Origin of the sequence: Paracholeplasma vituli, from assembly GCF_025446935.1 — a bacterium.
In the GTDB taxonomy this organism is placed as follows: Bacteria; Bacillota_I; Bacilli_A; order Acholeplasmatales; family UBA5453; genus Paracholeplasma; species Paracholeplasma vituli.
Genome location: NZ_JAOEGN010000004.1, coordinates 1 through 20,735 on the forward strand (window position 1 = coordinate 1; position 20,735 = coordinate 20,735).

A 20,735-nucleotide genomic window follows, 5' to 3' on the forward strand; every position below is an offset into this window, starting at 1 on the left:
CTACAAAATGACTAAGAACGCTCCAATCGCCGACATGGCGGGAATGGACTAACAGTGACGAAAACGCCCAACAGTGCAAACTGCTGGGCGTTCTTTTAATCTTAGGGTGTAGTTATTTGACGTTTACCGAAAGGTCAATAAAAACACGAAAGAAGAAGGCTTTCTAATACACTGATATTAATCAGAAACTAGGTGTGATATAATTGTGAATATAGAATGCTCGATAAATTGTTAAGTTATAGGGCTATTAAAAGAATTTTTGTATGAACTTTAAAAAGAAAGCTATTATAAGGTTGACATTAATAATTATGTATGATATAATCATTTTGATGAAATTAAATATATAAATTCTATGAAGAGAAAGAGTAAACTAATTATTTGTCCTACAGAGAGTTGGCGTTATGCTGAGAGCCAATGTTCAAAGATTAATTGAAAATCATCTCTGAGAAGCAGAACTGAAATTTATATAGTAAGTAATGCAGGTAGTCCACCTTTAAAAGGAACACGTATTATAATGTACGATAATGAGTGTTATAAATTAATTATATTAATTTATAAAATTTGGGTGGTAACGCGGGTATAACTCGTCCCTTTTATAGGGACGGGTTTTTTTTATTTCTAAAATGATATTATAATAAGCAGCAAGGGGGAATGGTAATGGAAAGTGATATTGATATTAAGATTAGCGACCATAAAAGAAAAAGAATAAAATGGAGGTTTTAGTATGGAGAATCTTAAAAAAAAGAGGTTATTTTTTGTTAGTTTGATGCTATTTTCAATGTTTTTTGGTGCAGGTAATTTAATATTTCCACCACAATTAGGACAATTATCAGGAACAAATATGCCATTAGCAATGGGAGGATTTTTAATTTCGGCAGTGGGTCTTCCTATACTTGCAGTTGCTGTAGTAGCTAAGACAGGAGGACTTCATATATTGGCAAGTCGTGTACATCCCAAATTTGCATTTGCATTTACTGTCTTGATTTATTTATCAATCGGACCTTTCCTTGGCATACCGAGAGCAGCCAGCTTAGCCTTTGAAATGGGCATTTCGCCATTTTTATCTAGTTCTATAGGTGTAAGCAAAATCCCTTTATTTGTATATTCCTTAGTTTTTTTTGGAATAGCCTATTGGTTATGCTTATCACCTTCGAAGCTGGTAGATAGATTCGGAAAATTTTTAACTCCGACACTATTGGTATTAATTACTAGTATATTTGTATTTAGCTTATTTAAACCCATAGGAGGATTTTCTGCTCCTATTGGTGATTATGTGCATTTTCCTTTGCTTAAAGGATTTGTAGAAGGATATAACACCATGGATGCCATTGCTGCACTTAATTTTGGGATTGTAATTACTATTGCTTTAAAAGAAATGGGAGTAACAGATGAGAAAAGGCTTGTATCCAATACTATAAAGTCAGGAGCCATAGCAGGCTTATTTCTAACAATCATATATTTAATGCTTTCATATTTGGGGGCTACTTCAATGTCAAAGTTCGGCACAACTGAAAATGGAGCTCAAACACTTACAAATGTAGTATTCTATTTATTTGGACAAAAAGGATCTGTATTATTAGGGTTAATATTTTCTCTTGCTTGTTTAACAACATCAGTAGGACTTTTAACTTCCTGTAGTCAATACTTTGCAAAGATAATGCCTAAGATTTCATATAAAGCTTGGATTACAATACTCTCTGTATCAAGTATGATATTTGCAAATGTAGGATTGACACAAATACTTAAATTTTCGTTCCCAGTTTTGATAGCTATATATCCAATGGCAATTGTTCTTATGGTCCTTGCATTCTTTCATAATTTATTCAAGGGGAATTCTTATGTATATTTATTTACAATGGTATGCACTTCCTTTGTCAGTATCTTAGAAGCCTTAGGACATTTTGGATTAAAAGTTGGTATTCTAAACAATCTACCATTTTATTCTAAAGGACTTGGCTGGATTATCCCAGCAGCTGTTGGCTTAGTAGCAGGATTGATTTACGGAAGCCTAAAGAAGAAAAGATTTGAGAACAATATAAGATAAAACTTATATTTAAAGGTAATAATTTAAATATAAAAGACACTTTTTAAATATAAATAAACATGAATGCTGATGTGATTCTTGTAATGAAGGGTGGCGATATTATCGAAAGTGGCAGCCATAAAGAGTTGCTTGAAAAGAACGGTTTCTATGCGGAACTGTACAACAGTCTGTTTGAGACTGAGGTATAGCAAAATTTGTAGAAACATTTAAGGGGTGATTGAGAATCTTGATCAAAGATATAAGTACTGTAAATACTAATCCCCACAGTCTTAAAGAAAAAACTTATTAGAAAAGGAGCATTATTATGCAAGCAATTATAGAAACATTATTTGACATTGTATATCTATCTACTGTAATCATTATGGGTATCATGATGATAAAAAACAGTAACGGTAACAAGCAATATAAGCTATTTGGAATTATGGCAGTAACCTTAGGCTTAGGTGATGCCTTCCACCTTGTACCCAGAGCATTAGCACTTAATACAACAGGGCTTGAAAACTTCACTGCTGCGTTAGGAACCGGCAAGTTTATCACCTCAATAACAATGACTGTATTTTATATAATATTGTATTATGTTTGGCGTTTACGCTATAAGGTTGATGAAAAGGGTGCATTAACTATTTCAGTTTATGCATTAGCAATTATAAGGATTGTACTTAGCTTTATGCCGCAAAATGCATGGACTAGCGATACACCGCCATTAGCTTGGGGTATTTATCGTAATATTCCTTTTGCCGCGATGGGTATTCTAATTATTGTGCTGTTTTATCAAAGTACTAAGAAAACAAATGATATTGCCTTTAAATACATGTGGTTGACCATCGTTCTTAGTTTTGCGTTTTATATCCCTGTAGTTTTATGGGGCGATGTTCACCCTCTTATAGGAATGCTTATGATACCCAAAACATTAGCTTATGTTTGGACAATATATATTGGATTCAGCGAAATGAGAAGATTAAATAAACAGAAAGTGTCATAGTTGTTTTTAATGAAAGCTAGAGCCTTACCACGGAATTAAGAATGGTAGGGTTTTTTTTCATCACTACACTGTGCTTCTATTTCTGCGCCGTTTTTAAAAGTTAATCATACATTGTCTTTATATTAAACAGTAGCATGATCCACAAGATGTTGAGCTTTAGTAAGGTAAAAGTGGTAAAACATTCCGTTGTAACGTGCTTGAGAAATTAGGTCATAGCATATGTATACCAAGAAAGACTGCCTAAAGGTATTATCATCAAGGTGCAGCTTAACATAATTTCCAATTGTTAATATGCGGTATAGTATAAACAATAATTTTACCAAATCGAAAAAAAGTTATTTACACCAGATGATTTTAGTGAATTTCTATTAAAATATACTTTAGAAAAATAGTATAAATTTATAGGGATATTAACTAAATAGTAATATCTAAATTATATATTATAAATAGGATATTAGATAAATCCAGTGTAAACTTTCAAGTTGTCGGGATAAAGTTGAAAAGGAAAATTGTTAATTTATAAGGGGATGAGACGTATAAAAAAAATATTATATTTAATGTTAATTGTGTTTCAGATACTATTTTAATAGTTTTGGGTTTCGTTGGTATTTGCTTAATTATAGTTGGTGCCTTAGGATTGAGGAAAGTTACGAGAAAAAAATTTATAGTATGAAACCGTGAATAGTAATTTGTCGTACTATTAAGAGTAACTTTGAGAGGAGTTTAGAAATGAAAAAAATCGTTGTGTTTTTAATTATCTTTATTGTGATTTTTGGATTGACAGCTTGTAAAAAAGAAGGTATATCATTATATGAGGCTACTGGCTTTGAAATAGGAAACATAGAAAGCGCAGGTTGTAACACTTCTTTAGTTCAATCTTATGCATGGGAATTTGATAGGAAATTTTATCAGCATTTAGATGTTCTATATGAAATTACTGATTCTAATATAAATGATAAAATGAATGCAAGATTAATTGTTTATGTTTATACAAACAATGGTGATTCTACAATTTTCTATTTTATAAATGACTTTATATATTTTAGAAATGATAACACAAATACTAACTATGTTTCAATTAAAAAAACAAATATTGATTACAGTAAGGTTATCCAAAATATCTAATCTAATTTATAGAAAGAAAAATTAGATAATATAAATCGAGCGACAACTTCCAATTTATCGATTTTGTTAAAATGTTTTTCCCCATTTCAATGTTAAAAAGGATGGGTACGAAAAAATGAACAGGGGTGCGAACTTTTCAACTAGGCGTACGAATTGTATCAAAAAGGTAAAGCACACACATATTACAAGCATGGGTTTGATACATAGGCGAATGAGTGATTCGCCCTAGTATCAAGCCTTTTTAATACATTTTCAAAACGCTATTGACAGCTAACGAAGATTTAACGAGTCTGATAGACTATTTTAAAGCGTACATTATCAGTCATTACGCATTCGACAAGATTTTAATTCACGTACCATATTTTGATCAGTATTTGATAGATGTACTAAATCAATCATCATTCAAACTAGAAGAGGGTTTTGTCATGATACCCACTTTTGTTGGGGTCATTAAACACTTAACTTACTATTCATCAATTTGACTCTCTTTATAAATACCAACAAAATTAAAAAAATCAATGGAACTTTCGTCAATTGAGGGGTTCCATTTTTCGTTATTTGTGTAAATATCCTTATATATCTGAATCTATTTTACAAAAAATGTAAAAATATATTGACATAAAATGTAAAAATGGTTTATAATCAAAAGTGTAAGGGGAGGATATAATGAACGTCAGAGATAAACTAAGAAATATCGGATTCCGCTTAAATGAACTAACAATATATCTGGATATTAGCAGACCCACACTTTATAAATACTTAGAACTCTTTGAAAAGCAAGAGTTTGATAGTATTGACAAAAAGACGTATGACTTGTTCAAATATATAGAATCCACAAGAGGTATCACAAAGCCGATTCTAACAGACTATCTATTTAATCAGTATGTCAAAGAATCTAAAGAAGATAAGCCAGATGAGCTTATTGAAAAAATCTCCATTTTACTCAAGTCAAAAAAGAAACTAGACAAGTCTAAAATTGAGCTAATTAAGAGAATTATAGAAGTAGAAAACATAGATGACTTAGAGAAAGGGATGAACTAATATGGGTCACAGAGTCTTGCAAATTAAGAATTATAAGAATGTTGGTATTGATGAGAAACAAGAATTATTGCTTAACGCTAGTACAAGTAAGGGTGAATTTGGTGGATTGGTTATTTTGATTGGTCCAAACAATAGTGGTAAAACCAATGTGCTTTCTGCATTGACTGCTATGCGTGACCCTAATTTCGCACCATTTACAGCTGTTGATTTACCTGATTTCGATAATGCACAGGGTGATTTAGAAGTTAGCTTAGTCATACATGAAGGAAAAGCAATGTATGGCTTTAACAAGAAATACTCCAATAAGATACCTAAGAATCAATATTTTGTTAAGAAAGAAGATGGCGCCAATTTATTCTTCGATAATAAAGATATAACCGAATATGCGATGAATCTAGCTATGTCAACTATTAGTAGGTTAATAAGTATGAAAAACTCACATTACCCTAATGATGAGAACTGGATTATAACTAGTGCAGAATGGAAAACTGTAAAGACTATCGATAAAAATAATATGCGGAATCATGCCACATTAATACACAGTATTCTCAATAAAGTTGTTAACTATCAAAGTTACGGGTACAATTTTTTTAGAAGTCATGTTGATGGTAGTCTAACAGATGAAAGAATAAAAGGATATATAAATGAGTTTGGCTTCAACAGTGAAAAGTTGGATGTATTGAGAAACTATGAAGAGAAAAACAATTTTAGTATTTTACCTAACGTAATTTTGTATTCACCTGTTAATTTCAAGAATTCAGATTTAACAATTCAACCTGGAAATATTGATACTTCAAACTTTTATAGACACATCTTTAAAGCAATAGACTACGATATTGAAGAATTGAAGAATTGTTATACAAAAGTTAAAGAACAAAATATGCCTGGTCTTCTCAAGAAAACCGCAAAGACAATTAACATTAAATTAGAAGAGTTAAGCGAGCAGTTCAATAAGTTATTCCATTTGAACAAAAACAAATATACATTTGAAATCACACTTGAAACCAATAGTATCTATCTAACGCTTATGCTAAATGAAACGCCTTTACACCTTGATAAACAATCGTTAGGTTTCAAATGGTTCTTTGAGTTCTATTTTACAATGGTTGCTAAATCGGGATTAAATCGTGGGGATATCATTGTAATGGATGAACCAGCTACTAATCTGCACGTTTCAGGTATTGTTGAACTACGTAAATTTATCAAAGAGTATGCTGAAAGAAATGAACTAACATTTGTACTAAGTACGCACAATCCATTCTTTATCGATGTGAACTATTTAGAAGAAGTTAGAGTCATAAATCGAGTTGGTGATCATTCAGTCATTCAAAGTAAATTCCATTTAGTAGAAGATGGTGAGAATGATGATACAGATGCGATTAGACCAATTAAAGATGCTTTAACTGTACCAAGACATATATTAGTAGACCCAAATGTACCTACCATATATGTTGAGGGTATAACAGACTATCTTTATCTAACAGCATTTGCAAGTATCTTAAAGATAGACAAGTTCCTATTTATGCCAATACAGGGCATAAGTAAAAAGAATCTTGTTGATACCATTCTGAAAATTGATAAGAATCCAATATTCTTAGTAGATGGTGATAAACCAGCAATTCAGTTCAAAGAAATGGTATTGAAAAAAGCTTACAAAAATGTAGAGGTCATTTCACTAAAAGAAGTGGACGAAACATTCATGAATATTGAACAGTTGTTCGATGCAACCGATAGATTGGATAAATCATTTATCAATGCAGCAAACTTCAAGGCAAGAATTAAAAAAGGGAAGTTAAACAAAGTTACAAAAGACAATTTCGCGAAATTGTTTGACTATATTACCGTTTAACTTAAATATTTAAGTATTTTATTAATATTCTATAAAAAAGCGGATAAAAATGAAATCATCAAAGAAAGAGACAACAAAAAAGTTCAAGTACTCAATATGAAAGCCTTTATATCCAACTTAAATCGTGTCGATGATAAACTCTCGGAATGGAATGAACCGATATGGATGCTTTTAGTAAAAAGTGCTGTTGTCCATAGAGATAAAAGCATAACTTTTAAACTAAACAATGGAAATGAGATCAAAAGTTTTGCAAATGGTGACAAATAGTGACATCAATGACATTATTGAGACAAATGAAGCAGTTGGAGGTAAAATCAATGAAACCTATTGAGAACTTTATTCATGAATTTAAACAAATAATGGAACTATTTCAAAGCATATCTTTTGGAGTCAATTTATTTTGGTGATATTAGAAAACGGGACAAAATATTCATAAAACACATTGTAAAACGGGACAAACAGTTGTATAATATGATTATCGAGGTGGTTAATGTGTTATTTAGAAAAATTAAGAAGCAAATTGATGATTGGATTCTGAATGGGAATGACGCACTATTAATCACAGGTGCTCGACAAGTTGGAAAGTCATTCATCATTCGTGAAACTTTAAAAGAGAAAGCGGAGGACTTCATTGAATTTAATTTTATTAAGCAAACCAAATTACTAGAGATATTTAAATCCGCCATTGAAGAAGATGCCGACAAGTTCTTAATGGCTTTACGAGTTGCAGCGAATAAACAACTCAAAGACGGAACGGTAATCTTTTTTGATGAAGTCCAAGAATGCAAAGAAATCGTTACAATCATAAAATTCCTAGTTGAACAAGGGAAGTTTAAGTATGTATTAAGTGGATCACTGCTCGGAGTAGAACTGGTGGATTTACGTTCCGCTCCCGTTGGCTATCTTACAACCATCGATATGTATCCAATGGATTTTGAAGAATTCTTAATCGCAAATGGACTTGGAGATGATGTAATCAGTCATTTGAAACAATGTTACACGCAATTAACTCCTGTTGATGATTTTGTTCATGATAAAATCATTGAAGCATTCTACACGTATTTAATCGTTGGCGGAATGCCTGAAGCTGTTCAAACCTACCTTGATTCCAATGATTTTGTTCAAGTTTCAAAAGTTCATGTGAAAATTCAAAGGGAGTATCGAAAAGACTTCACAAGATATGAACAGTCAAAGAAACTGAAACTCATTAAAACGTATGATTTAATTCCAGCTGAGTTGAACACCAAAAACAAACGTTACATTTTTACTAACCTTGATAAGGAGCTTCGTTTTGATCGTTATGAAAACAGTTTTAATTGGTTAATTGATGCAGGTGTATCATTACCTGTTTATAACGTAACAGAATTCGAAATTCCTTTGGAAGCAAGTAAAAAAAGTAATCTTTTTAAATTATTTCTTTCAGATGTTGGGATGTTAACTAGCGCATATGGGTCAGCGACCATTTTAAGGCTTCTTGAAAAAGGTAAAGATATCAATTGTGGCTCAATGTTTGAAAATGCCATTGCACAAGAACTAACGGCTCACGGCTATAAAAATTACTATTTCAACAGCAAAAAACATGGAGAAGTAGATTTTCTTATCGAACATAACAATGAACTGCTTCCGATCGAAGTAAAAAGTGGTAAGGATTATCAAAAGCATTCTGCTTTGTCCTATTTTATGTCAACACGTCAGTTTAATAGCGCAATCGTGCTATCTAATTTCAACGTTAGCGAAAAAGATAGAATCATTTATCTACCGATATATATGATTATGTTCATCGAAAAGAATGAAGTGATTAAAAAGAGGGAACCGCTCAAACTGAGTGAATTATCACTTTAGAAAACGGGACAATAGCAGGTTATTTATTGTTAGAAAACGGGATATTAGTTTTTTAGAGAATCGATGATTTTCCTCTAATAGATTAATAATCACGTTACGCTTTATTATTAAATATTAGTTATTTAAGGGGTGTGTTAAAAATTTAGTAGGGTGCTAAATCGTATTAACCTCCTTTAACTTAGACATCTAACTAGAATAGGTCTGATACACTAATCAGGCCTTTTTTGTGCTTAAATTAAGCCGAAACATCGAAAAAATGCCAATTATTAGTCGATTATCAAGCTTTTTTAGCACAGTCGGGTCAATTTAAGGAGTTGAAACTAACAAGCAACTTGCAGCAACAACATCAGGTTTACACGATTTAAGTGAGGGGTGCTAAGATTTCTACACGATATGAAGAGGGGGTTCTAAAAAATCTACACGATTTGATAAGTCACCATTTAGTGATTTTGATGTCGTTGGACTTTTCATTGATAAAATAGACGTTTTGATTAAAGTCATAAATAATTTACACGAGAGTATTTTAGTGGCATAAAATCATATCTTGGTCACGAGTTGCGATTTTTAAATGATAGTATTGGCAGTAAAATAAATCGATTCAAGCGACCCAACTCTTAATTGATTTGAGTCGTTTTTTCTATGAGTGACAATAATGATTATCAATTAGTGAAGCTAAGAAGAGGAAGCTCCAAATATTGCTGCCGCTTTATGCAGCAGAAAGGCAAAAATTCTTATTTTATCATATTAAAAAAAAGAGCATTATAAATTAATGAATAGCCAAATAAAATCATCATTTATTAACATTCAGCACTTGACAACTTTTTTCATTTGAATATAATAATAACTGGATTGGCACAACACATAAACGAGTGCCAGAAATGGAGGGATTATTGTGATTAGACCATTAGAAGACTATGTCGTTCTTTCAGTGAAAAAAGAAGAGAAAACCACAGCGAGTGGTATCATTCTTGCCACTGAAGAAAAAGACAGACCAGCGATTGGTAAAGTGATTTCAGTAGGTCCTAAAGTTGAGAATATCAAGGCAGAGGACGAAGTTATTTATCAATCTTATGCTGGTACTAAAGTCAAGATTGAACAAACAGAATATTTACTTGTTCAATCAAAAAACATTCTAGCTATTTTAGAAAAATAAATTATCTTAAAGGAGGGTACTTACAATGAGTAAAGAAATTCGTTATGGTAAAGATGCAAAATCATCTTTACTAAAAGGGGTCGACTTACTTGCTGATGCAGTGAAGATCACCCTAGGACCAAAAGGTAGAAACGTTGTACTAGATAAAGGATATGGTTCACCTTTAATTACAAACGATGGTGTTTCCATCGCTAAAGAAATTGAGCTTAAAGATCCTTATGAAAACATGGGAGCTAAACTACTTTATGAAGTAGCATCTAAAACTAACGATGTTGCAGGTGATGGAACAACCACTGCAACACTTCTTGCACAATCAATCATTCATAAAGGATTTAAAGCAGTTGATAATGGAGCAAATCCTGTTCTTGTCAGGGAACGTATCGAACGTGCAGGAAAAGAAGTAGCTAAGAAGCTCTTAGAAAAATCGAGACCTGTAGAAACAAGAGAAGATATTGAAAATGTTGCTAGTATTAGTGCATCATCAAGAGAAATTGGAAAAATCATTGCAGAAGCAATGGATAAAGTCTCAAAAAATGGTGTTATTTCTGTTGATGAATCTAAAGGATTTGAAACAGAACTCGAAGTGGTTGAAGGTATGCAATATGATAAAGGTTATATCTCACCATACTTCGTAAACGATCGTGAAACCATGACAGTTGAGCTTGAAAATCCATATGTTTTAGTGACAGATCAAAAAGTGTCAACAATTCAAGATATACTTCCCATCTTAGAACAAGTTGTTAAAGCTAATAAACCATTATTAATTATTGCTGATGATATTGAAAATGAAGTTACATCGACATTAATATTAAACAAACTTAGAGGAACATTTAATGTTGTTGCTACAAAAGCTCCAGGTTTTGGTGACAATCAAAAAGATATGTTAAATGATATTGCCATATTAACCGGAGCAACCTTCTATGCTAAAGATTTACAGATGAAACTACAAGATTTAAAACTTGAAGATCTCGGTTTAGTTCATAAAGCAGTTGTTAAGAAAGACACAACGACTTTAATTGGTGGTCAAGGAGATAAGGCATCGCTTGATGAACGCATCAACGAAATCCAAGCACAAATCAACGTTTCATCTGCAGAGTATGACAAAAAACGACTTCAAGAGCGTTTAGCTAAGCTTGCTGGTGGAGTTGCGATTATTAAAGTCGGTGCAGCTACAGAATCGGAGCTTAAAGAAAAGAAATTACGTATTGAAGACGCACTAAATGCTACTAAAGCCGCTATTTTAGAAGGTATTGTCACGGGTGGAGGTTCAATTCTAGTCAATATTCAAACAGAACTTAAACAAACATTGAAAGACAGTAATATTGATGTTTATAAAGGAATATTAGCAGTTCTAGATTCACTATCTCAACCACTATATCAAATCGCTGAAAATGCTGGTTATGATGGACAAGATATCTTAGAAGAACAACGTAAACAACATAAAGATTATGGATTTGATGCAAAAGAAGGTAAATGGGTTAACATGATGAAAGAAGGTATCATTGACCCCACTAAAGTAACACGAAATGCAATATTAAATGCATCTAGTATTGGAGCACTCATGATTACATCAGAAGCTGCTGTTGTTGAGATTAAAGAAAAAGAAACTCCAATGCCAAATCCAGCGATGTATTAGAATAAATTGTAATTAAATGAATGATTTAGGGTATCGATGTGTAGATACCCTATATTTTTCATCATTTCTAGCATTGGTAGTGTCAAGAACTTTGTGTTAATGAAATGAATTAAAGTATTGGAACTCTCTTTAGTTGTTTCATGCACTCCCGAGTGTCAGATTGTATAGTATATTTTAGCAGTTGAATCAGTTATATCCCGGAAGCACCGAGAAGAGCAAGCCTCAGTTTGAAGGCTGGTTTCGTGAACCAAAACTCATTCATCAATGGGATTTTAGTGAGGATATAACCGCAGTTGAAATCAGTTTTAGTGCACAAAGTATTACAAACTATACAGGCATTACACTGTATGCAAAATGGGTTTCAAATCTAATATAAATATCAAGATAGATTGAAGCATCCGCACAGTAACTGTGAGGATATTTTGATAATAAGTATCATCTTTAAGTCTATCAAACGTTCAAAGATGAATGAATATGGATTGACACAACAATATACAGTCACGTAAACTTAAACCCAAACATTATGAATACCGCATAGAACAGGAGAAAATTATGCCATTGACAACACAACAGATTTTAGAAGCTTTTTATCAAAAAAACGGACAGTATTATACCAACATCATGGCCATTTTGGATAACGAAGCGGATATTAATCTGGTATATGAAACTGTATTTGATCAATTAGAAGAAAACGAAATTCGATTGGTTTTTGAGGACGAATCTAATGAAATACCAGCTGCGTTTTTACTTTATCGTAAGCAAAATCGCTTGATGATGACCTATATCTTCAAAGAAATAGAACATTTTGAGTTTAATCTCGAGGGATGTTTGTGGGATTATCCTGAAGTCATTGAGTTGAAACCGAAGGAAATTGCTGAATTAGGGGTTGTGCTCAATCAGGTGATTCTGGATCAAGATTTGCCACTTGAAATTCACGGGTTAGAAAAATATTCTGTAAAAATGATATATCAATCTGAACAAGATCAAATCGTATTCGATGATCAACAAGTCAAAAGGGTAAAACTGCTAGCCTATTTTGCCACCTATGGATTTCTTGTTATCATTGCTGGATTAGCCTTAGTGGGACGTAGTATGTTTGATACTGAATATGGCTTAGTGCTTGGCATCGCATGTGGTCTATTGATGATGGCGATTTATTTGACTATTGGCACAATTTATCGATTTAGACACATCTATTGTATGCATCAAAATCTAAAACGCGAACGGATGACGCCCAATGATATTTACTGGAACACGATTCCGAAAAAAGATCTTTATGGCATTCCAATGCTATTTATGGGCTTAGGATTAGTCTCATTATTGTTAAGTCTATTGGGATTGATGGGCATCATAGCCTAATCATTGAATTGGATTTACTCAAAATAGTCAGTACTTAGGAGAGATGTATATGGTAGCGTATCATTCAAAAATGGCAGCATCCTGGATATTGTTATTTGGTTTCATGTTTTTTGGGCTTGGTATCTGGTCGTTATGGTTTGATTTCAACGTAATTCTATCGGTATTGTCAGTCGTGTTTTGTTTTCTAATTGGCGGGATTTTGGTCCATACGTTTATATATTACATGCGTGTACCCAAAGTCGCATTTGAAATGGATCATCAAAAGATAAATATTTATACGAATCATACGATTCAAACCCATGATTTAGTCGATATCAAAAAAGTCGCGTTCAATTTGAATGTGCCTTATCTAGCGATTGCTTTTGTGTGTGAACTTCATAAAAAAGATGGACATACAGTGGTTATCGCAAGCTTTATTTGCCATCAGGTTCGGGTTTATAAAGCAATGAAAAAGTTGTTTGCAGAACATAATATTGAAACGACTAAGACGTTTCGACATTATTAGAATATCAAGGAAATGGTCTATTAGTGAAAGGTAGGGTTCGATTATTCACAAGTGCATTAGGTAATCCATAAAAAGGAAACTTGTTATCTGATTACTTAATCCTAAATTTATCGATAAACCATACATAGAACATGTGGGTTATTGTATAATGAAGGTACCTAGCGAGTGGGAGATAACCGATGCGTATTGCGATATGTGACGATTTAGTCGAACAACTGAACATTTTAGAAGCAGCCCTAAAAGCTTATTTTAAACTCAATCCCAAATTTGTAAAAATCGAGTCGTTTCAACATGCATTCGATTTTTTAGATATCCAATCCAAACAGCCTTTTGATTTGGTCTTGCTAGACATCTGTATGCCAGGACTTTTAGGTACAGAAGTTGCCAAAGAGATTCGTCATAAAAACCAACATACAGCGGTTATATTCGTAACCACTTCACCAGAGTTTGCTGTCGAAGCTTTCGCATTGAATGCCATTCACTATATCATAAAGCCATTCACTGAAACCCAGTTTAATGCTGCTATGGACCGTGCGATGTTCAATATGCAAGAAAAACTGACTCAAATGATTCAATTGAAATGTCCAAAGGGTATTTATCAAATGGTGGATATTGACCAAATATCTTACATCGAGAGTCGTGCTCACCGGCAACAAGTCTATCTTTTAGATGAAACTACGATTGAAACGGTTCAGACGTTGATTGAACTCCATCAAAATCTTGAAGCCCTGTCACTAGGACAATTCATTCAGCCGTATAAAGGTTATATTGTCAATCAACAATTCATTGTACGCATTGAACCTCAACAAATTGTCCTTAAAAATCAGACCTGTATTCCGATTCCAAGAAGAACGTTTAATACGCTCAAAAAAAGCTATTTTGAGTACATGTTCAAAGGGAGACCGTGACTATGTGGATCGATATTTTGCCAGATTTATTGAGGGGAAGTACCTCCACATTCTGTTTGTTGATTTTATTACCGATATTATCCAGAAACAAACTGAAACCACTGATTACTTGGACTTTAATGCCAATGATTATCCTCGTCGATGTAGTGATTTGTGCACAGTTGTATATGACGAGAAATTATACAGGGGTTCTTTATTATTCTTTAGCCTTTTATGTTGTCTTCATTGTTGGACTTAAAATGCTATTAAAAGATACTTATCTTCAATGGCTTTTCAATAGTGTTACGGTATTAAATACCTATGCCATCATTGTAATAGCTAGTTTTTATTTATGTTATCTATTTCCACAACCTGCTTACGCCAATACAGCAATTCGGTTAGTTTTATTTGCACTTGCAATCGTTTTTTTCAAAAAAATACTTAGACCTTTGTACTTAGAAGTATCTGAAAACTGGGGTGCGTTCTTATTACCAACTTCAGGTATTTTAGTTGGCTATTTATACATATTAACAGCACTAGACGATGTCGAGTCTTCAATGAATCAGCATTCGGGGTATTTCTACCTTTTAATCCTGATTACACTTTTAACGTATTCAGCAATTTTATTATCATTAAAGAGTTTAAGAGGGAAATTCTTATTAAGAGAAGAAAATATACGGAGACAAGCGAATGAATGGTTGTTAAAAAGCGAAATCGCGAGTTATGAGAGTACGGTTATCGCAGCGAAACAAACACGGCATGACATCCGCCATCATAACGCGATTATCGCAGAGTATTTAAATAGCGAAGATCTCAAAGGTGCCTTGGACTATTTGGCACTTTACGAGTCCAATTTACAAGAACAACCCATAAAAAATTACTCCAAACATCCCACAACCAATGCTGTATTTAGATTATTTGAGCGAAGAGCACGTCAAAAAGGGATCAAATTCAGTATTCAGGCAGAAGCCGATCATTACTACCATTCTGATGGGGCTGATGTTGGAATAATGCTATCAAACCTATTGGAGAATGCCCTTTCAGCTTGTCAAGCCTGTCACTCAATAGAAAAAATCATCGTCTATCGTTCTACCCTTCAAAATGGTAGTTTATTAGTCGAAATCGAAAACAGTTTTGAAGGCAATTTAGAATTTGAAAATGGCTTACCTAAAACCACCAAACCGGGTGGAGGGACTGGACTAAAAAGTGTGGTCCGAATGGTTGAAAACTATCCAGGCATGATTACCATCCAACAAAGTATTAATCGGGTGATTGTACAAATGATATTCCCAATTGAAACGCCACAACAAAACGCTTAACCCTTAGGTTGGCGTTTTTTCATGCATAAAAACCGACCAGTCATTCAAGTTTGAATAATTTAATATCGTAGTCAATTACAATAAGGCTGAAAGAAACCATTCAGATAGGAGATTTTAAACATGCAGGTGGACAACACCAAAAGTGTAAGCAGAAAAGACGAAGCGACACCCATTACGATTCTAGATGGCTGTGACCACTATAAACCCAAACCAGGTAGTCTACTTGTCGTAAAAATGTGTGCATTTTGTCAGTACGGACAGTTTGAAGCACAAAATCGCTATGGTTTATGTCAGTATCCTAGAGAGGCCAAGGAGGCAAAAGAATGAAACATCTTCAAAACAAGCTTTTACAACTTTTTTTCATGTGTGTGATGGTTTTAACCATCTGGGGTTTTACAAGTCCTGTCATGAAAGTACAAGCAGAAAATACCGCACCAGACTGTGGTGAATTGACCAACTGGGTGGCGTTATCACAAACCGGCGGTCAGCTCAGTGCGGGTAATTATTATTTACCAAATGATGTGACATTACAAAATAACATCACGATTAGTAATGGAACCATTAATCTTAATTTAAATAGTAATATATTGACCGGTGCATTCGGGTCAGACCAAAGCATTTTCAGGGTTACCAATGGTACTTTGAATATTTATGATTGTAGTGCTGTAAAAAAAGTTCACAACTACAAAATCAAATCTGTTGAAGGTGACTTAACTCAAGATATATATACGAATCAACTTGCCTATTCCAATAAATTATTTCAACGCTATTACGATTTCTCGGAGGTTGGAGATGGCATTATTGAGGGTGGTATTATTACAGGTGGGCATAAGTTTTCAACTAAAACAGATCTGAAATCTAATTACAACTATGCCGGTGGTGGATCAGCAATCCTCATCGGTAATTCAGGCGGTGTTGTGAATTTTTATGGTGGTACCCTCAGCGGAAATACAAGTACAACGCTATCCCAATGGGGTGGCAAACGCGAACGAAGTGGTACAGTTGGAGTCATGGATGGTGGTACATTCAATTTCTATCAAGGTCAAATTATCGGGAATAGTAGCCGTTATGGTGGCGCTGGGATTTATTTATTCGGTTCTAGCTATATGCCAGCGAGAGTTAACATTTATGGCGGAATCATTGAAGACAATTATTCACATGATACAGCCTATAACTTTCAAAACACAAGTAGCATGTTTATTGGTGGCGGGGGGATTGCAACCGACAATGTGGGTAATGGGGCTTCGATACTATCCTTGTCAGGTTCACCAAAAATCATAAACAATAAGGCTTATGATTTTGCATCAAATCAATACATATCCACAAACTTGAATTATTCCACCGAATCAGTGAATTCAATCAAGATTTTGGATAAATTATACACTGAACAAGCAGGCGTTAAAACGTATGCCAGTATAGGTCTATGGGGCGGTGCAGGAGAACAATTAACCTCAAATTATACGCTCAATGGGAACACCCATGAAGATGTGAACAAAATATTCTTTTCAGATAATCCAGCTCAAGCGGTTGCTTATAATACGTCAAATGGTGAATTGAGATATGTAGTTTCAAACCTCAATACCTTGACTTATCACTCGAACAATGGATTACTTCAAACTTCAAGTATATCTGTGGTCGATAAAATTAGCATCAGTATGAATATGTTTTCAAAGATAGGCCACATCTTTTCACATTGGAACACTATAGCAGATGATACTGGTACTCGCTATGAACCAGATGACATCCTTACACTTAGTAACAATCAAGCATTGTATGCAATCTGGACACCAGCAACATACACCCTTTCTTATCAAACCAATGGTGGAAGATTCAATGCTGGTGTACCACAAAGTTATACTTACTCAACAACACAAGCTTTACCTATCCCAGTTTGGACAGGTAAAACATTTGAAGGGTGGTTTGACAATGCTTTATTAACCGGATCACCACTCACACAAATCGAAGAAACAACTGTAGGTAATCTCACTTTATACGCTAAATGGAGTGGCGTGAGTCAGCACACCATCACATCAGCAGCAGGCTTAAATGGATCGATTTATCCATCCGGCAGTATTATATATAATGGCACAAGTCAAGATTACTGGGTGATTCCAGCAAATGGTTATAAGATTGGTACATTTACCGTCGATGGTGTGGATAAACGCTCAGCTATTTCAAACAACAAGTACGTTGTTTCAGGTGTCACAAGTGATGTAAATATTGAGGTAACCTTCGAAAAAATAGCAACCACTGATATCACTGTGTTCGCTTCTAGTGGACAACAAGGTTCAATTACACCCAATGGCTTTAGTGTTGCCGGTATTGGACAGTCAATCACCTACTATATGACACCTAATCCAGGCTATCGAATCAGTGATGTGAAAGTGAATGGCGTTAGTGTCGGAGCGGTTTCATCCTATACATTATCGAACATCACTTCAACACAGTCGATTATAGTTGAGTTTTCACCACTCAATACCATCATTCAATCGCCGGTTTCCTTTAATTTAAATGGTGGTCAATTTATGGGTATTTATGTATTACCATCCACCTATACAGAAGGTTTGGGATTACAGTTGCCATCAGCCTCAGAACTCAGTAAAGCCAATCACACATTTGCTGGTTGGTTCGACAATGAATCCCTAAATGGGACACCTTCAACCTATATAGCAGTATCAGATACAGGGGAACAAACTTACTGGGCAAAATGGGTTAAAGATTCAACGACAATTACATTTGAATCTAACGGGGGCGATGCAGTAGCAGCAATCCAACAAGTCGAAGGTACAAACATAGATGCACCAAATCCTCCAACTAAAATAGGATACACATTTGCTGGTTGGTATTCCGATAGTACTTTAACAACAGCGTACGTTTTCAATACTATGCCAGCTGAAAGTATGACACTTTACGCAAAATGGATTGTTAATGCGTATAATATCCATTTCGAATCAAACGGCGGAAGTGCGGTAACAACCATCACTCAAAACTTTGATACAGTAGTGACAAAACCAGTTGATCCAACTAAACTAGGACACACATTTGGTGGTTGGTACTTAGATAGTACTTTAACAACAGCGTATGTTTTCAATACCATGCCAGCATCAGATGTTACACTTTACGCAAAATGGACTATTAATGCATATAATATCCAGTTCGAATCAAATGGAGGAAGTGCGGTAACAACCATCACTCAAAACTTTGATACAGTCGTGACAAAACCAGTTGATCCAACTAAACTAGGACACACATTTGGTGGTTGGTATTCCGATAGTACTTTAACAACAGCGTATGTTTTCAATACTATGCCAGCAGTAGATATAACATTTTATGCGAAATGGAGTATTAATGCGTATAATATCCAGTTCGAATCAAACGGTGGTAGTGCAGTAACAACCATTACTCAAAACTTTGATACAGTCGTGACAAAACCAGTTGATCCAACTAAACTAGGACACACATTTGGTGGTTGGTACTTAGATAGTACTTTAACAACAGCGTATGTTTTCAATACCATGCCAGCAGTAGATATAACACTTTACGCGAAATGGACTGTTAATACCTATACCATTACTTTTGACACAAAAGGTGGATCAGTGATACAAACAGTATCATTAGAGTTTGGTGAAGCCATTGATGAACCCAATATTCCAACAAAATCAGGATTTATCTTCAATGGATGGAACCAATTATTACCAGCGGTCATGCCGGCAGAGGATATCGTTTTAGTAGCCTTTTGGCTAAAAGTTTCAGATACGTCAAGTGAACACGGGTCATCTAATTCACTTGACTTAATCAATGCGATTGATCCGGCATTAGTTGTCCAAAAAGATGTTGAAGTCAGTATCGTTTTTGAACGAAAACTCCCTACAAACATCAGTGAAACTGTTAAATCTAGCATTGAATCCCTCCTTAAACAAAATCAAAAATACGCGATCATGGATATTCGTGTCATTTTAAAGGCACAAGGACAATCAGATATTGAAATCAATGAATTAAATGAAAAAATCTCAATAACATTGGTGTTATCAAAAGCAGAACAAGGCCATAAAAATTATCAAATTATAGCGGTTCACAATGGTCAGGCTAAAGTGATTGACAGTGTATATAATGCAGAAGATAAGACCATTACTTTTGAAACAGATCAATTCTCAACGTTCGCGATTGTTTATCAAACTAATAGCCAACAATGGGGTTGGTGGTTCTTAATACTATTGATTCCAATCGGTTTTGTAGCCTATAAGTATCGAAATAACTGGTTATCCCTGATTAACAAAAAACAAAACTAAGGATAAAAGCGATGAGTCCAATGATTCATCGCTTTTTCTGTAGTGGAGAGTCGGCATACATGTGATTTATACTGTATAATAATTCTATCAAGCAATGACTAAATGTGGAGGAACTCATGATTTATATCCTAGCAGGACTCGCAAAATCAGGTAAATCACTGATTGCGAAAAAAGTACTCGAAACTAAACATATTCAGGTCCTATCAACAGATTGGATTATGATGATGCTTTACCACGGAAATCCAAACCTTGGCATTGATGTTCATAAGAGCGATATCTCAGTGAGTCGCCAACTTGAACCCTATTTAGAAGATTTAATCAAAGCATTGGTATCTTCAAAAAAGGATATCTTGATAGAAGGGGTTCATATTCAGCCAGCATTCGCTAGCAAATTAATGGCTGCTTTTCCTAATCGAATCAAAGCTGTTTTTCTAGGCTATAAAACCGTTCATCCTGAACAAAAAGCCAAAGAACTAGTCAAAAATGCCCACAATATCGATAACCCATGGTATATGAACATGGATGAACCCGATTTGCTAAAACTGACTCATTATCTTCAAAAAGAAAGCATTAAACTTGAACAATCGTGTCAACAGTTTCATCAAGTATACATTGAAATCGAGGATGTCATGACGCAAATAGATGACATCATCGATCAACTCTTTGAGTGCTAATGTTTTATACATAAATAGGATTATCGCCCT

16 protein-coding genes and 1 other annotated feature are annotated in these 20,735 nt (G+C 34.2%); all 16 genes read left to right on the forward strand.

Annotated features, from left to right (window positions below):
- Positions 1 to 343 precede the first annotated feature (343 nt).
- Positions 344 to 595: a binding site (T-box leader), on the forward strand.
- Positions 596 to 724: 129 nt separating this feature from the next.
- Positions 725 to 2,044 carry a branched-chain amino acid transport system II carrier protein gene (gene brnQ / locus N7603_RS02795; RefSeq protein ID WP_262095815.1) on the forward strand — a complete coding sequence of 440 codons (1,320 nt, stop codon included), beginning with the start codon at positions 725 to 727 and terminating at the stop codon, positions 2,042 to 2,044.
- 304 nt (positions 2,045 to 2,348) lie between these two features.
- Positions 2,349 to 3,026, forward strand: a complete 678-nt coding sequence (locus N7603_RS02800; RefSeq protein ID WP_262095816.1) for a hypothetical protein — start codon at positions 2,349 to 2,351, stop codon at positions 3,024 to 3,026.
- A gap of 729 nt (positions 3,027 to 3,755) precedes the next feature.
- The gene (locus tag N7603_RS02805; RefSeq protein WP_262095817.1) at positions 3,756 to 4,151 is read left to right on the forward strand and encodes a hypothetical protein; all 396 of its coding nucleotides are present in this window, start codon (positions 3,756 to 3,758) and stop codon (positions 4,149 to 4,151) included.
- Positions 4,152 to 4,414: 263 nt separating this feature from the next.
- Positions 4,415 to 4,633, forward strand: coding sequence for a hypothetical protein (locus tag N7603_RS02810; protein ID WP_262095818.1), 219 nt, complete (start codon positions 4,415 to 4,417; stop codon positions 4,631 to 4,633).
- Positions 4,634 to 4,817: 184 nt separating this feature from the next.
- Positions 4,818 to 5,192, forward strand: a complete 375-nt coding sequence (locus N7603_RS02815) for a hypothetical protein (protein WP_262095819.1) — start codon at positions 4,818 to 4,820, stop codon at positions 5,190 to 5,192.
- Position 5,193: 1 nt separating this feature from the next.
- On the forward strand, positions 5,194 to 7,041 hold the full coding sequence (locus N7603_RS02820) for an AAA family ATPase (RefSeq protein WP_262095821.1): 1,848 nt from the start codon (positions 5,194 to 5,196) through the stop codon (positions 7,039 to 7,041).
- Between the two features lie 492 nt (positions 7,042 to 7,533).
- Positions 7,534 to 8,883 carry an ATP-binding protein gene (locus tag N7603_RS02825; RefSeq protein ID WP_262095822.1) on the forward strand — a complete coding sequence of 450 codons (1,350 nt, stop codon included), beginning with the start codon at positions 7,534 to 7,536 and terminating at the stop codon, positions 8,881 to 8,883.
- A gap of 892 nt (positions 8,884 to 9,775) precedes the next feature.
- Positions 9,776 to 10,036, forward strand: coding sequence for a co-chaperone GroES (locus tag N7603_RS02830; protein ID WP_262095823.1), 261 nt, complete (start codon positions 9,776 to 9,778; stop codon positions 10,034 to 10,036).
- A gap of 25 nt (positions 10,037 to 10,061) precedes the next feature.
- Positions 10,062 to 11,672, forward strand: a complete 1,611-nt coding sequence (gene groL, locus N7603_RS02835) for a chaperonin GroEL (protein WP_262095825.1) — start codon at positions 10,062 to 10,064, stop codon at positions 11,670 to 11,672.
- Positions 11,673 to 12,224: 552 nt separating this feature from the next.
- Positions 12,225 to 13,031 carry a hypothetical protein gene (locus N7603_RS02840; RefSeq protein WP_262095826.1) on the forward strand — a complete coding sequence of 269 codons (807 nt, stop codon included), beginning with the start codon at positions 12,225 to 12,227 and terminating at the stop codon, positions 13,029 to 13,031.
- Positions 13,032 to 13,080: 49 nt separating this feature from the next.
- Complete coding sequence (locus N7603_RS02845) at positions 13,081 to 13,536, forward strand: hypothetical protein (protein WP_262095827.1); 456 nt, start codon at positions 13,081 to 13,083, stop codon at positions 13,534 to 13,536.
- Between the two features lie 179 nt (positions 13,537 to 13,715).
- Entirely contained in the window at positions 13,716 to 14,444 is a 729-nt protein-coding gene (locus N7603_RS02850) for a LytR/AlgR family response regulator transcription factor (RefSeq protein WP_262095828.1), read from the forward strand.
- Positions 14,445 to 14,446: 2 nt separating this feature from the next.
- A complete protein-coding gene (locus N7603_RS02855) occupies positions 14,447 to 15,742 on the forward strand; it encodes a sensor histidine kinase (protein ID WP_262095829.1) in 1,296 nt (431 codons plus the stop codon).
- Positions 15,743 to 15,862: 120 nt separating this feature from the next.
- Positions 15,863 to 16,069: a hypothetical protein gene (locus tag N7603_RS02860; RefSeq protein WP_262095830.1), complete on the forward strand. Its 207-nt coding sequence runs from the start codon at positions 15,863 to 15,865 to the stop codon at positions 16,067 to 16,069.
- The gene (locus N7603_RS02865) at positions 16,066 to 20,031 is read left to right on the forward strand and encodes an InlB B-repeat-containing protein (protein ID WP_262095831.1); all 3,966 of its coding nucleotides are present in this window, start codon (positions 16,066 to 16,068) and stop codon (positions 20,029 to 20,031) included. The genes N7603_RS02860 and N7603_RS02865 overlap by 4 nt, the downstream gene beginning before the upstream one ends.
- A 116-nt stretch (positions 20,032 to 20,147) precedes the next feature.
- The gene (locus N7603_RS02870) at positions 20,148 to 20,705 is read left to right on the forward strand and encodes a hypothetical protein (RefSeq protein WP_262095832.1); all 558 of its coding nucleotides are present in this window, start codon (positions 20,148 to 20,150) and stop codon (positions 20,703 to 20,705) included.
- Positions 20,706 to 20,735: the final 30 nt, after the last annotated feature.

Excerpts from the sequence above, each read along its gene's own strand:
- N7603_RS02815 (WP_262095819.1), top strand. The coding sequence starts at position 4,818 with ATGAACGTCAGAGATAAACTAAGAAATATCGGATTCCGCTTAAATGAA.
- N7603_RS02850 (WP_262095828.1), top strand. The coding sequence starts at position 13,716 with ATGCGTATTGCGATATGTGACGATTTAGTCGAACAACTGAACATTTTA.
- N7603_RS02865 (WP_262095831.1), top strand. The coding sequence starts at position 16,066 with ATGAAACATCTTCAAAACAAGCTTTTACAACTTTTTTTCATGTGTGTG.
- N7603_RS02820 (WP_262095821.1), top strand. The coding sequence starts at position 5,194 with ATGGGTCACAGAGTCTTGCAAATTAAGAATTATAAGAATGTTGGTATT.
- N7603_RS02840 (WP_262095826.1), top strand. The coding sequence starts at position 12,225 with ATGCCATTGACAACACAACAGATTTTAGAAGCTTTTTATCAAAAAAAC.
- N7603_RS02855 (WP_262095829.1), top strand. The coding sequence starts at position 14,447 with ATGTGGATCGATATTTTGCCAGATTTATTGAGGGGAAGTACCTCCACA.
- N7603_RS02800 (WP_262095816.1), top strand. The coding sequence starts at position 2,349 with ATGCAAGCAATTATAGAAACATTATTTGACATTGTATATCTATCTACT.
- N7603_RS02860 (WP_262095830.1), top strand. The coding sequence starts at position 15,863 with ATGCAGGTGGACAACACCAAAAGTGTAAGCAGAAAAGACGAAGCGACA.
- groL (WP_262095825.1), top strand. The coding sequence starts at position 10,062 with ATGAGTAAAGAAATTCGTTATGGTAAAGATGCAAAATCATCTTTACTA.
- N7603_RS02805 (WP_262095817.1), top strand. The coding sequence starts at position 3,756 with ATGAAAAAAATCGTTGTGTTTTTAATTATCTTTATTGTGATTTTTGGA.
- brnQ (WP_262095815.1), top strand. The coding sequence starts at position 725 with ATGGAGAATCTTAAAAAAAAGAGGTTATTTTTTGTTAGTTTGATGCTA.
- N7603_RS02870 (WP_262095832.1), top strand. The coding sequence starts at position 20,148 with ATGATTTATATCCTAGCAGGACTCGCAAAATCAGGTAAATCACTGATT.
- N7603_RS02845 (WP_262095827.1), top strand. The coding sequence starts at position 13,081 with ATGGTAGCGTATCATTCAAAAATGGCAGCATCCTGGATATTGTTATTT.